The organism is Sphingomonas natans (genome assembly GCF_030546695.1).
GTDB lineage: Bacteria > Pseudomonadota > Alphaproteobacteria > Sphingomonadales > Sphingomonadaceae > Sphingomonas_I > Sphingomonas_I natans.
Genome location: NZ_JAUOTP010000003.1, coordinates 1 through 13,610, shown reverse-complemented (window position 1 = coordinate 13,610; position 13,610 = coordinate 1). Strand labels below are relative to the sequence as shown.

Sequence of the window (13,610 nt, the reverse complement as noted above, 5' to 3'; positions counted from 1 at the left end):
CCCAAGTACAGGTGAAGCCTTTAGATCCTAAGGCTCAGGCTCGCTTCTCTTGCACATTCAGATATGCCGCATGAGCGTTTCCCCGATGAGGACCTAGTTCTATGTCGAGGCTCGCATATTGGGCTACGGCGATGATTGGCTCGCTTCGTCTCGCCGCTCCGGCGAGCGCGGCCAGCATGGTTGAAGAGGCACTCCACTCGTTTCACTGGTTCCGCTGATCGATGTAGCCGCGCCGCGACCGTTCCGGGAAATCCGGTCGGTCGCAGCTGTCTGTCGCGCCGACCGCCGCAACGAGCCCGCTACGATCTGGTGCCGAAGTGCGCTGCGAAGCTGGTGTGGAGATCCCTCGGCATGCCGGACAGCTTCCGTCTCAGTCGTCGGTCGAGATCGTCAATGGGCTGGCCTCGGCGTCTCAGCTCCATGCTCCAATAGCCGAACTCCCGCTCGCTTACGGTTCGATCGCTCACGACAGCGACATCCGTATGGCGTTCGTCAACTTTGATGCGATCGAACGTCGCGACGACGCTCTCGTCGGGCCCCTCAATAACCTGGACTACTAACAGGTCATCGACCCATAAAAGGCCAGAAACACCATCAATAGCGTTGTTATTTTTCGAACTCAGTAGCACTTGATCCAGATTGATATCGGACCGCGCTCGGCTAACATATATGATTTGCCGGAGGGTCATTTGTGCCATCGGAGCTGTCTATTGATATTTCGCCTGTTCGCAAGGCCCAGGCCGAGCCGTCGAACGGCGCTCGCCCGTCGACATCGGCAGCTTGACCAATGATCTCCAGCGGAGCGGATCAATCTTCAAACATTCCCTGTATATTTTGAACAACCGCATCGAGAGAGTAGGGCTTGCCGATGAAGCGGCCCGCGTCCGGTATTTCATCGTCAGAAAGTCTGCGGTGCCCAGACGTCACCAAGAGCTTGATCTTCGGCCAGCAAACGTGAACTCGCTCCGCCAGCTCTAAGCCGTCCATTTCTCCAGGCATCCGGATGTCGGTAAACAACACGTCGATGTTACCGGCACCCTTTAAGAGCGCCAATGCTTCGTCCGCATTTTCGGCTTCCAGGACCTCGTATCCGGCATCGGAGAGCGCATCCACGCTGACCATCCGTATGAAAACCTCATCTTCGACGACCAGAACGGTTGGATGGCAGGCGTTTTGGGACATCATGGCCTCGGTGCGGAAGAGCCTAAGCGACTGATAGAGCTAGGGGTTCCCTTGCCCTGGACGACCCGGCGCGACTTTATTTCCGCTGGAGGGGGCGGTCGGAACACGGGGCGCCTAGTGCGCGTAAAGGTCCGATATCAGCGCGGAGCGGGAAATCGATACACAGTGCAAAGCCGCCCGCCCGCGCTACTTCTACGCGCCGGGCACGAGAGGCCGATAGTCGTATGCGAAGTCAGCCAGCGGCAAGAGCGCGTGCAACTTCAGCCGCGCGACCCTCGCGCCGTCGCCGGCGCCCGTCACCACCGCATCCTCACCCCCCTAGGGAAAGGCCCAGCCGTTGGCTGGCTGCGCCCGACGCGGCACTCCGACGGCCCAGCTAGGGGTTCGGGCTGCATGCATCTAGAAAATGTTGGACGATCGATCTCTGGTGTACGCCGGACGGGTCGCTTGAGCGAATTGGGTGGAAAACGGAACGGCCGCTTTGAGGCTGCGAAATGCCTTCCCAGCCGTTTATTCAGGTCGAATCGCACGGTAGCTATGCGCCGCTATATCGGGCGTTCGCTGGGGCAGCCTGCGATCCTGAAAACCGCCGTTAGTTTCATCATAGGTTGTAGCACCGCTGCGAAACTCTCAAATTGACGGTCGTGGGTTCCTCACTCAGACGAAATATCTGAATGATGTCTCTTCGGGATCCTGGTCTCCGTATTCGTTCAATATACCTCCAACCCGTCGGGCAAACGACAGAGTCACCGGCCATTTCCCTCTCACGTCCGCCGTATTCCAGTTCATACGCGTGAGGTTGAACACGTCAGTGGCGGAGATCATCGAATCCTCGGGGCCTAGAGACCGGACCTCAAACGGTTGCGGTATGTGCGGTCCAGGGTAGGTGTCGATCTCGGGAATGAAGCCGGACGTGTAAAGGTACGTGCGCGAACCGTTCAGGCTGAAGACGGTCCCGACCTTAGGTGGATATTGGCTGAATCTAATGAGGCGCACTGCGCTCGGAACCAGCGTCACAAGGGAGACGATTGGAACATCGGCTAGAGCCGACCCAAACCCTCTCACTTCCGCATCATCGAAATGGCTAGTCTTGTGGATGACCAGCCTCAGAGGCGATCGACCTGTTCGCAGCAGATACTCGCTCAGTATTCGAGCGCCGAGATCAAAAGCCTGTTCCTCCGAAAGGTGGACATTCAGCCGCTGGCCGGGCGTCACGGGAACTCCGGTGCCACGGATCGCGAAGCCTTCGCCCTCGCTCGAGAACGCCTGCGCGAGACTCGACTGAACGACATGGCGCTGACGCGTATGGAAGTGGTGAAAAGTCACTCCGACAAAGCAGGTGTCAGGACCGGGCGGTGTCAGTCGCCATGGAATGCCCCCTGCCTTGTAATAAATACCCACCGAAAAATTCCACGCGCGGGTCGCTGGATCCTCGCCCTTCACGCTGTCGTAGAGCAGTCTCGACGTTACGAGTTGGATGGGAAGCCGCGCAGCGAGCGCGCGCGCCTTCAGTGCCTGACGCAGGTCGCGCTTGAGAAGGTCGTCCGCACCCTCCTCGATCTCATCCAGTACGTCGAAGAAGTCGCCCTGACGGCTAGCCTTTGACTTGCGGATCGCCTTGGCTCGTTCCCGCTCGTCCTCCGTGGAGTTGCGCTCGACCGTGCGACATTTCTCGACGACGGCGTCCGGGAGGCAAAGCAACACCAAATCGGGTCGATTGACATCGCGGCGCGAAAGACGATCTAGGGCCTCTCCATAGAGATCGACAACTGCCTGAAACCGGTCGAACGGGTCAGCATGCGCAAGAGCCAGTTCTATCGGATCTGCCTCTCCTTCGAGCGCCACGGTCATGAAATCGGTATGGATTAGCGATTTCCTGAAAACCGTTTCAAATGGTGGAAACGGGCGGCGCAGCGCAGTCGACGCGGACAGCACTGGTATGCCCGCTGACACGCGGTCGATCCACCTCCGTGCGTCGTCAGCGAGCGCAGGAGGCCCGATCACGCCGAGATTGATCGTTTCCTTCCTCGCCGAGCCGAACCTAATGTCGAAAGGACCCGCCGCCTCCAATCCTGCTTTGGGATCCGAGGTGTGGGCAGCCCCACCGAACTGAAGTGGCGGCGATCGCAATTCTAGGAGCGTGAGTTTTGTCACACTCCTTGATCCGTCTCGTTGTCATCCGGGTTTTCCACTTCGTCCATATCGGCCAGCTTCATCAGCTCCGTGTCGAGCTCGTCCATCTCGTCATCCGCAATCGCCTGGGAGATGGCGAGATCGTCGAAGGCGCTGGAATTCAGGGAGGCGCCAACCAGCTGATCAGAGATCACAATGTTCGGCGCGTAAGGCTCGAGCTCGGACGAAACGTCAGGTAGCAGCGAAAAGAGACCGGACTGCCCTTCGATGAGCATTGCAAGCCAGAACGTGAGATCGTTGTGGACGCTTGCATTGAAGTCCTTGGCCGCCCTTCTCGTCGAGAGACTATTGATCTTCTCGTTACCTATCAGTTTTCCGAATCCATTGCGGGTGAACGCATAGCCCGGTGACAATATTAGGCACCACTCCTCGCCCGCCGGAAGGATGGTGACAGAAAGCGCCTTGTGCTCGTAGTAGGAGACCTCATCGCTGTCCCGGCGCATGCGGACCTTCACCACCGTCCGCGTCGCCCGCTTGTAGCGCGCCTGGTAGGTGACGCGACGCTCGTCACCATCCTCGTAGCGCGGAAAGTGCGCTCGCTTCCGAGACCAGTCCACTTGCATCCCTAGGGCACGACAGTGACGCAGCACCGCATCTTGAAGCAGATGAATAAGGATATTCGTGCCGTTCGGCAGCAGTAACAGCTCGTCCACCCTCATAGCTTCAATGTCACCGACATCGAACGGAGTGACCAAACCGTCCGCCAGCTCCTCAAGATCAAACAGGGTATAGAAACGACCATCCTGAACTAGCCCAGGCGGAACTGGCAATCCACTAGCCGAGTGATACAGTCCTTTGTTCGTCCCCGCCGTCGTCCCAGCATGCCATACCCATTCGGGCATAGCACTGATCGGCAGGATGTTGCTGCTGTAACGGGTAACCTGAGATTCGTCCGCGACAGCAGTGTTAGTGATCTCGTCCACGGCCTCTTGGCGAGCGCGGATGGCGACCTCGAACCTCGTGTTGCTGTTAGTAGGTCCGAAGGTAACGTCGCCGTTGTTGTTGACCGTCTCGCGCCACATGTCCGAAAGTCCAGATCCAGTGTGGTCCATCTGACCGCCACCGTAGAAGAGATCGGAAATGACCGAGTTCCGGTAACCCTTGATGCTTCGACGTCCGCTCTTAATCAAGGCTTCGAGCTCGGAATCATACATCTGCGCTACGACTGCATCGACAAGTCCGCCCGGACTAACCGTCTGAATGCTGGCAGGTGTGATTTCGATCTCGACGGCTTCGTCGGTTTCGTAATTGCGGTGAACGAGCGCGTTCACGATCATTTCTTTGAGTGCGAGCGGGTTGTATGATCGCGCCTGCCGGGACACCTCCTGCTTCAGGCGAAACTGGCGGTTCACAAGTGATAGGATCTCGGTCAGCTGGTCGAGTTGCGACCAGAGGTTGCCACGAATGTCCACTTCGTAAACTGAGTCGTCTTCCTGGGGCAGGAAATCGGCGTCGTCGCCGAAGCACTGCCGCAGCCACCGCTCCGGCCCCTTGGCCCGAAGGCGCACGTGGGCTCCTGGCGACGCGGTGGGTTCGCCCTTGGAAAAAAGAAGGTTTCCCGCGACCGTCGGATGGAATTCGTTCCCAGTCGGCTTTCCAATCAGATGGAAGGTCTCAGCCAAAGACAGCGTCCATTCCCGATCGAAGGCGTCGGGCGCGGCTATGCTAAGGACCAGCGCATACTCTCGAAGCCGCGTGAAAAGCAGCACGAGATCCAGATCATCAACCGAATCCTGTTCCTGGACCCGCATGTCGAAGGGGACATCAATCGGGCCGCCTCGCGATGGCTGCCGAGTGGGCTGATGACCTTCCGTTGAAAGCCGATGCCAGAGCTCACGATCGAGTAGATCGTCAAAGTGCCGAATGCCGACCTTGTTGAAATTGCCACCGATGCGGGCGGCGAGTTCGGCCACCATCGGGGGCAGCGGCAGATCGATCTCGCGGTCAAGGACGCACCAGTAGATGCCATTGTAGAAGCGGTTGGCGTAGTCGACGTTGTCCAGGAAGAGCCTGCGCATGATCGACGGCTCCGCCCCGCGGTAGCCGATCACGATAACAGGATGGTCACGGAGCAGCGGCTTCACCCTGTCGACGATCTCAGCGTCGAGATCCTGCACGTCTGTGTCCAGGTTTCGGTCGGTAAGGTGTTCGACCGATCCATGAAGATACACGAGCTGAGGATTTTCCGGAGCCGACGAGAATCGAATCAGATCCGACGGTGTCTTGATCGACACTAGGTGGTGCGGGCGATTCTGGATGATGCTCGCGCGCTGAACGCATTCGTCAAAGTTCGCGGTTAGAACCGTTCGCACCCAGCCAGCGTGGAGGATGTTCGCCAGCGCCCTGTAACCGACGTTGGGTTGAACTTCGGGATTGATCATGTCCTCGAAGAAGGAGCGCCGATCGTTGGCGACGTTCAGCAGGTTCCTCACCGCAACCGGATACAGGTCGGCAAGTGGAACGGAGTCCGAATACCATGAAAGGGTGTTCATCCATGGCTTGTAGTCCCCGGGACGAACAGTTGGGTCTTTATGGGACCGATTGTTATCGAGGCACCATCGCCAACGCACGATTTGCTCAACCGCAGCGGCGGCGGCAGGAATGCCCGAGGAGATCGACGCACCCGCACCTATCAGTAGGACTGGTTCCGGCTGCTTGACGAGCAGGGATCGAAGACGTCCCGGGACGGCGGTCGCTTCCGACCCGGCTGAAGTGGCCACCTCTACTCCGTTCGAGCTGCTTGACGGAACGAATGTGAAACATCGGATGGAGTTAAGTCAACGCCTTTCGAGGCGAGAAATGAATCACTGTGGAGGCAATGATCGTGAACCCTCCAAATGGCAGCTTACCGCGGACATCATCGGCGACTTAACAGACCAACCGCTCGGGGGAGGGGGCGGGCTATGCAGAAAAGTCCGGTTGAGTCATTGCGGCGCACAGGTTGGCCCAACGATCGACAGCTTGCCCAGCACTGTGGCTCGGAACTCGCTTGTTAGCTTACGGCCCATTTTTGGCCGCTGTCATCGTCAAAATCGACGTCCGGTTTCGGGACCGGCGGGATCCGTCGTGAACGGTCGCATGGCCGTCGAAACCGCGATTAGCCTTCGACTTGGGACTTGAGCGATTCGACCATCGCCCGGTCCGCCGACGCGACGACCGTGCTGCGCTTGGCGATCGTGAGGTTGAACCGATCAATCTCAGCTGGGTCCTCGGGGGAACACAGCACTGCGCCTGTGCCTGACGAACCCGGTCCGAGCGCGAGGTCAGGAGCGACGGGCAGCCACAAGCGTGTATCCGGCAGGCGCAGGTCGCCACCCCAGCGCACGAAGGGATTGCTCCCGATCACGAACTGTCGGCCATCGCTTCCGGGCCTTAGGCCAGCGAGCGACCTTGCCGAAAGCAACGCCGCGAGCCTTTGCGATGGTATCTTTTGAGCCTGAATGCGCGCGGCCTTGAGCAGGCGCTTGCGCTCTTCGTCTGCGACCAGTGCGTCGGCTTCGTCGGCGCGGTCCGGATATTTTTCCTTCGCGAGCCGTGCGAACTCGCGGATATGGGCATCGCCCATCTGAAGTGTCGGCGCGGCGTTAAAGACATCCGGCGTACGCGAGTGTTGGGCGATGAAATATTCGTCCCAGGTTGAGCGCTTTCCGGCTTCAACGTCGGGCGAGAGGCCCGATCGCGCAGCTGCGAGCATCTCATTGATGACGGGCGTGACGCGCGTTTCGAGCTTGCCGAGATCATCCTCGAGGGACTGGTCGCGCGTCCCGTCGGGCATTGTTAGCGTATTGAGATGCGTCTCGCCGAAGGCATCGTTGATCGACCGGGGGAACACTTGGCCTGCGCGCTTGTCATACACCCATAGCCGCCCGGCGGGAGCGAAGCGCGCAAGATGGGTGCGCGCGACATAATGGTGGAATTTGGAGACGTTGGCGGAGTGGTCATGTCAGCGGGTCCGGAATTGTCGAACCAATATCTGGCGCCATTCTGTCTTTTTCCAATGGCTCCTTACCGGTGCGATCACCCGTTCGGATGCGCCGTCGGTCGTGCTAAGCGGGAGGGATGGCCTATGACGCGATTACTATCGACACGAATATCGCGATCCGGGGCGACCTCGATCTTGAGGCCGGCTTGCTGGGGCAACTCTCCCAGTTCAAGGACGGGCAGATCGATCTTGTTCTGTCCGAGATCGTTGTCCGCGAGATGCACAAGCACCTCGTGCTGCAGGTCAAGAAGACACGTGACCAGCTGCTGAGCGTCACAGCTAAGGTCGATGAGGTCCGGCTGCTGACAGGGCAGGCCGCGGCGGATTTCAGGAACGCGGCCGCCGAGCTCGATCAGCCCATCACCGTGGCGGGCAGGCGTTTGCGCGCTTTCCTTGAAGCCACGGGTGCCGGCAACATTCCGGTTTCGCTGGCGCCGATGGACGCGGTGGTGAAGGCGTATTTTGGATCGACACCCCCCTTTGAGACGGCGGGGGCCAAGAAAAGCGAGTTTCCCGACGCGATCGCGCTGGTCTCGATTGAGGCTTGGGCAAAGGACCATGGCAAGAAGGTCTTGGCCGTCTCGCAGGATGGCGGTTGGCAGGCGTTCGCGGATAAATCCGAATGGATCGACGTCGAGGCCGACCTCGCCAAGGCGCTGGAAATCTTGCAGGAGCATACCGACGCAGCGGGGCATTCCATGGCGGCCTTACTGGCGGCGGTTGAGTCGGGCGAAATTCCCGCTCTTGCCGCCCGCATCGAGGCTGGCATCGAACGCGCCGTCGGGGATTGGCAATTCCAGGCGGAGGGCGACGGTGTCTTCTCGCTCGAGGTGGACAGTGTCGAGCTCGTCTATCAGTCCTACGAATTCGAGAAGCTCGGTGACCATTTCGACATCACGATCGTGAGGCTGGGAAGCGACAGCGTCGCGGCAAGAATCGGCGTCAGCATCACGGCGACGGCGATGGCGGACTTCTCGCTGTATGCTTGGGATAGCGTCGACAAGGAGCATATGGGCATGGGGAGCCAGTCAGCAGAGCGTGACGTCACGTTCGACGGTGCGATCTTGCTGAACCTCGCAGGTTCGATTTCCGGCGCGCAGGATGATTTGGAGGTCGACGAGGTGGAACTTGTCGACGGGGTTCGCTCGGTGGATTTCGGCGAGATCCATTGGGACCGGGATGACGAGGACTACGAGGCTTGGCTCGCCGAGAATCCAGGCGAGGAGGGACCCGCCGAAGCGGCCGACGAGCCTGGCGACCACCCGTTCTAATCGGCTTGTCATGAGCCATAAATCCGTCCGCTGCGCTCGCGAAACTCGTCAACGAGATCTTCCCGGTCGACGCCCGGCCGCGGGCTACGCAGCATCCAGAACGCGGGCAGAGACCGTGCCGAATGACCGGAAAGTCCCGATTCAAGTTGTTATGACCGGAATGCCGAAACCGCTGAGCCAAATGAACGAATGGCGGGTTTCAAAAAAGGGGCCACGCCGGCCTGAATGTCCGCTAATGGGTCGTCGTAGCCGCGCGGGAGTTACGGCAGTTCCCGACCAATTCATGCCGTTCAGCGATCTCATAGGGGATGAGCGACTCCGACCGTCGCGGGAGAGCGCTGGCAATACGGGGTGTCCGGAGATGGCGTGTGGCGGACACAGAGCAGCGTTGCTTAGCGCCCTCTCCTGCAATAGGGTGAGATTGCACTCGGTGACGCCGCCGTACGCACGATCTTCATCGGGTGTGCTCTTCGCAGGGAGGCTCCGGAAAGTAGCGAAACGCTCCGTTCCGCGCATTGCCGATAAGGGCCACGGATGCACAGTTCTCCTTCGATGACCCTTGGCAATGAGCCGGATCGCATGGCTGCGGTCAGGCGATACGAGATCCTTGATACGCCACCGGATGGAGCGTTCGATCGGATCACAGAGGTTGCCGCCCGGCGCTTCGGCGTGCCGATCTCGATCATCAGCATCGTCGACCACGATCGCATCTGGTTCAAGTCACACCATGGCCTGGACGTCGAGCAAATCGACCGAGAGCCGGGACTTTGCGCATCTGCCATTTTGGGGAAGGACGCTTACACCCTCGAAGATGCAAGCATCGATCCCAGATCGTTGGCCAATCCCCTTGTTGCCGGCGATTTTGGACTGCGTTTCTATGCGGGCGTTCCACTCACGACCAGCGACGGCTTTAACCTCGGCACCCTTTGCGTGATCGATAAGGAAGCCCGGCCAATCGATGAGGGCCAGATTGCAGACCTCAAAGCTCTGGCGTCCGTTGTGGTTGACCACCTCGAGATCCGGCTTTCCGGGCGCCTGGCCATTGCCAAAGCCCAGATCATGGCGAAGGAAATCGACCACCGGGTGATGAACAGCCTGCAATTTGTATCCGGTCTCCTTGCGATGCAGAGCCGTACTGTTTCGGACACCGACGCCGCCGATCAGCTGACCTTGGCCGCGAACAGAGTAGCGGCGGTCGCTCAGGTTCATCGCAACTTCTACACCGACGAAGGCGATCAGGCTTCCGCCATCGCGTTTTTGCGACGCCTAGGAGGAGACCTGTCCGAGATTCTGGGGAGGCCGCTCATCGTCGAAGGAGATGAGGGCAACGTGCCGACCACGCTCATTCAGCCTCTCGGTCTTATCATGAACGAACTGGTGACGAACGCGGCCAAACATGGAGCTGGCTCCATCGATGTGACGTACCGGATTTCCGGGGGTCAGCACGCGTTGATTGTCTGCGACGAAGGGGACGGCCTGCCTGATGGATTTGATCCCTCAGTCGAGATGAAAAGCCTTGGAATGCGCGTCGTCAAAGCGCTTACTCAACAGCTGCGCGGCGAACTCACGGCGTCGTCGCGGTCAGAGGGTGGGGCCTGCTTCGAGGTCAAGTTTCTGCCCGATGTTCATACCGCCGGTAATATCGTGTGAACATGCGACGCTTCGTGATTGCTTGACGGTATTTCGCTCAAACCTGGCTAAGGTTACAAAGGCTTGGCTGAAGGTCGCGTCGGAAAAGTAGAGTTGAGGTTTATGGGCGCACCGCCGCCGTCGGGCATGGACGAAGTCTCCTATCGGGCGCTGTTTGACGCCTCGCCAATCCCGTTGCTGGTCGTCGCGCCGCCGAAATGGACCATAATCACCGCAAACGATGCGCGGCTTCAGGTGACCGGCACCAGGCGCGAGGACCAGATCGGTCGGCCGCTCTTCGACGTTTTTCCGGCCGACCCAAGCGATCCGACGGCAGACGGGGTTCGCAATTTGACGGCGTCGCTGGAACGCGTCGTCCGGACAAGATCAGCCGATGTCATGGCGGTGCAACGATACGCGCTGCCGACGCCCGAAGGGCAGTTCGTCGAACGCTGGTGGGCGCCGGTCAACACCCCGGTGCTCGATAAGGACGGCGCGGTTGAATACATAATTCACCGTGTCGAGGATCTCACCGAATTGATGAAGATGCGGGGTGAAGCCGAGGCAAGCAGCCAGCTACATCGCGAACAGCAGGCGATCATCGATAAACTGCGTACGACAGAAAGCGCCCTGCGGAAAAACGATGAGCGTCTGCGCTTTTTTACGGAGCTCGAAGAACGCCTGTTCAGGTGTTCGGGCGCGTCAGACGCATTGAGCGCCGCTACCGAAATGCTGGGATTGAAACTGGGGGCATCGCGTTGTGCCTATGCTGACGTCCAGAGCGACGGCGATCATTTCTGGATCCGAAGCGACTACACTGCGCCTGGGCTGGAGACGTCAGCCGGGACCTACCGCCTAGACCTGTTTGGTCCCCGAGCAGCACATGATCTGCGGCTTGGCCTAACGCTGGTCGTCCATGATATTCCTGCCGAACTCAAGCCAGGCGAGGGTCTCGAGATGTTCCAGTCGATCGGCATCGACGCGATCATCTGCTGCCCCCTCATCAAGGACGCGCGTCTCACCGCCATGATGGCGATCCATCAGAACCGCCCGCGGATCTGGACGGTGGACGAGATCGAGTTTGTAAAGGAAGTCATCGAGCGATGCTGGGCCCATGTCGAGCGGGTTGGCGCCGAAGCTCGGCTCCGCGAAAGTGAGGAGCGGTTGCGCCTGGCGGTCGATAACGCAGATGTCGGCTTCTGGGATCTCGACGTCGTCAACGACACGCTGACCTGGCCGCCGCGGACGAAGGCGATGTTTGGTATATCGCCCGACGTCCCGGTCACCATACAGGACTTCTATGACGGTCTTTATCTCGATGACCGCGACGCAACCAGCGCCGCGTTCGCAGCGGCCGCAGATCCTGATCAGCGCGCGCTCTACGACGTCGAATATCGCACGATCGGCAAGGAGGACGGGGTTATCCGTTGGCTGGAAGCCAAGGGCCGCGGTGTGTTCGACGAACAGGGTCGCTGCCTGCGCTTGGCTGGCACCGTCGTTCAGATCACGGCCCGGAAGGAAGCCGAGGAGGCACTCCGTGAACTCAACGCCACCCTCGAGGCACGGGTTGCGACCGCGATTGCGGAACGGGAAGAAGTCCAGGCTGCACTCCGGCAAAGTCAGAAAATGGAAGCCATGGGTCAGCTTACGGGCGGCGTAGCGCATGACTTCAACAATTTGCTGACGCCAATAGTCGGCAGCCTCGACATGCTACAGAGCAAGGGGCTGGGCGGGGAGCGCGAGCAACGCCTGATTGCCGGTGCGATCCAATCCGCCGAGCGCGCTCGCACGCTTGTTCAGCGCCTCCTCGCGTTTGCGCGGCGACAGCCTCTCCAGCCCAGTCCCGTCGACGTGGCCAAACTCGTGCAGGACATGGGAGATCTAATTTCGAGCACGACCGGACCGCAAATCAAGGTCGCTGTCGATACGCCAAATATGGCCTACGCCATGGCGGATGCGAACCAACTCGAAATGGCTATCCTGAACCTGGCCGTTAATGCCAGAGATGCCATGCCGGATGGCGGCACGCTGCGCATCTCCGCGGGGCGAGAGGCGATCCGCCCCGGCCACCGCTCGGGACTGCGAACCGGCCATTACATCCGCCTTTCGGTGGCGGATACGGGCACTGGCATGGACGAAGCAACCCTGGCCCGGGCCGCGGAGCCCTTCTTCTCGACGAAGGGTATCGGGAAAGGGACTGGCCTTGGCCTCTCCATGGTTCACGGGCTCGCCTCCCAGCTGGGCGGCGCAATCACGATTCAAAGTCGGCCCGGCCTTGGCACCAATGTCGAATTATGGCTCCCGCGGAGCATCGCTTCCTCTGGATCGGCCGAAGCGGCACACCCACTCGGGACCGTGGCGGTGGGTGGGACAGCCCTGCTGGTCGATGACGAGGAACTCGTCAGGGCGAGCACTGCGGACATGCTGAACGAACTCGGCTACGCGGTGGTAGAAGCGACATCGGGCGAAGAGGCGATGCGCCTCGTACATTCCGGTCAACATTTTGATCTGCTGGTGACCGACCATCTGATGCCCGGCATGAGCGGCACAGATCTGGCATTGAGCATTCGATCGCTCAGGCCCGGCACGCCAGTATTGCTGGTCTCCGGTTACGCTGAAAATGATAGCGTCAGCGCAGACATCCCCCGCCTTACAAAGCCGTTCCGCCGGGACGAACTTGAGGCAATCCTTTCCGCGTACTAAACTAACTGAGGCGCTTAAGTCTTCGGTCTGCTGCCTGGGCTTAGCTTCGATCGGAGTCGCCGCTTTTCGCTGAAACCGCCGTTCGGCGAAGCCCTGGCGTACGACGGGTTGTCCCAGTCCATGCCGTTCTGAGGGGTTCGCCTCGCTTGCCCGACCGAGCGTAGATCCACATGAACGGGCGTCCGGTTTCGGGAAGCCCTGAAGCGCGGCGGAGTGTCTGAGAATGGGTCCTACCCGCCGAAGCGATCTCGTCTCTCTTCGTCGACCGACATGCCGAATTGGCGTCAGGCCGCAGTGGCCAGGCGTGCTGCGTTGATCGACTGGATAACTGGCTCCGCCTCAGTCCGCCGCAACCAATCCGGGCTCGCATCGACGAACTGGACGATATGCGTCCGATCGATAATGACGATCGCGGGCTGCGGGAGCTCCCAGGTGCCCGTTCCGGTCAGTGTGCCGATCCAATGGGGATCGTCGGCCGGCACGGCAGGATTATCGGGAGGAATGAACGTCAGGCCGAATCGTCGGGCGAGCCCGTTGTCACGGTCGGACGCGACTTCGTAACCAAGTCCATGTCGCTGACGAATGTCACCCAGACCGCGCTCGGGCAGGTGGGGACTGACACCGAGCAACCTGATACCGGCGGCATCGAG

At 60.0% G+C, this 13,610-nt stretch carries 8 protein-coding genes and 1 pseudogene; 3 read left to right on the top strand and 6 right to left on the bottom strand.

Annotated features, from left to right (window positions below; translation table 11 throughout):
• Positions 1-299: 299 nt before the first annotated feature.
• The 5 genes and pseudogenes from Q4F19_RS06885 to Q4F19_RS06865 form a co-directional block, all read right to left on the bottom strand.
• Positions 300-698 carry a BLUF domain-containing protein gene (locus tag Q4F19_RS06885; protein ID WP_303541053.1) on the bottom strand — a complete coding sequence of 133 codons (399 nt, stop codon included), beginning with the start codon at positions 696-698 and terminating at the stop codon, positions 300-302.
• 109 nt (positions 699-807) lie between these two features.
• Positions 808-1,182, bottom strand: coding sequence for a response regulator (locus Q4F19_RS06880; protein ID WP_303541052.1), 375 nt, complete (start codon positions 1,180-1,182; stop codon positions 808-810).
• A gap of 657 nt (positions 1,183-1,839) precedes the next feature.
• Entirely contained in the window at positions 1,840-3,336 is a 1,497-nt protein-coding gene (locus Q4F19_RS06875; RefSeq protein ID WP_303541051.1) for an argonaute/piwi family protein, read from the bottom strand.
• A complete protein-coding gene (locus Q4F19_RS06870; protein ID WP_303541050.1) occupies positions 3,333-5,867 on the bottom strand; it encodes an SIR2 family protein in 2,535 nt (844 codons plus the stop codon). The genes Q4F19_RS06875 and Q4F19_RS06870 overlap by 4 nt, the downstream gene beginning before the upstream one ends.
• A 605-nt stretch (positions 5,868-6,472) precedes the next feature.
• Positions 6,473-7,276, bottom strand: a pseudogene (locus tag Q4F19_RS06865) (DUF4238 domain-containing protein); the annotation flags it as partial.
• 158 nt (positions 7,277-7,434) lie between these two features.
• On the opposite strand from Q4F19_RS06865, the gene Q4F19_RS06860 reads away from it, so the two are divergent.
• The 3 genes from Q4F19_RS06860 (at position 7,435) to Q4F19_RS06850 (ending at position 12,960) form a co-directional block, all read left to right on the top strand.
• The gene (locus Q4F19_RS06860) at positions 7,435-8,628 is read left to right on the top strand and encodes a PIN domain-containing protein (RefSeq protein WP_303541049.1); all 1,194 of its coding nucleotides are present in this window, start codon (positions 7,435-7,437) and stop codon (positions 8,626-8,628) included.
• Between the two features lie 552 nt (positions 8,629-9,180).
• Positions 9,181-10,278, top strand: a complete 1,098-nt coding sequence (locus Q4F19_RS06855; RefSeq protein WP_303541048.1) for a sensor histidine kinase — start codon at positions 9,181-9,183, stop codon at positions 10,276-10,278.
• 126 nt (positions 10,279-10,404) lie between these two features.
• Positions 10,405-12,960 carry an ATP-binding protein gene (locus tag Q4F19_RS06850; protein WP_303541047.1) on the top strand — a complete coding sequence of 852 codons (2,556 nt, stop codon included), beginning with the start codon at positions 10,405-10,407 and terminating at the stop codon, positions 12,958-12,960.
• 284 nt (positions 12,961-13,244) lie between these two features.
• Here the strand turns inward: Q4F19_RS06850 and Q4F19_RS06845 are convergent.
• Positions 13,245-13,610, bottom strand: a 366-nt coding sequence (locus tag Q4F19_RS06845; RefSeq protein ID WP_303541046.1) for a thioredoxin domain-containing protein, incomplete at its 5' end; no start/stop codon positions are given.

Coding starts and splice junctions, on each gene's coding strand:
- Q4F19_RS06860 (WP_303541049.1), top strand. CDS start 7,435: ATGGCCTATGACGCGATTACTATCGACACGAATATCGCGATCCGGGGC.
- Q4F19_RS06855 (WP_303541048.1), top strand. CDS start 9,181: ATGACCCTTGGCAATGAGCCGGATCGCATGGCTGCGGTCAGGCGATAC.
- Q4F19_RS06885 (WP_303541053.1), bottom strand. CDS start 698: ATGGCACAAATGACCCTCCGGCAAATCATATATGTTAGCCGAGCGCGG.
- Q4F19_RS06880 (WP_303541052.1), bottom strand. CDS start 1,182: ATGTCCCAAAACGCCTGCCATCCAACCGTTCTGGTCGTCGAAGATGAG.
- Q4F19_RS06850 (WP_303541047.1), top strand. CDS start 10,405: ATGGACGAAGTCTCCTATCGGGCGCTGTTTGACGCCTCGCCAATCCCG.
- Q4F19_RS06870 (WP_303541050.1), bottom strand. CDS start 5,867: ATGAACACCCTTTCATGGTATTCGGACTCCGTTCCACTTGCCGACCTG.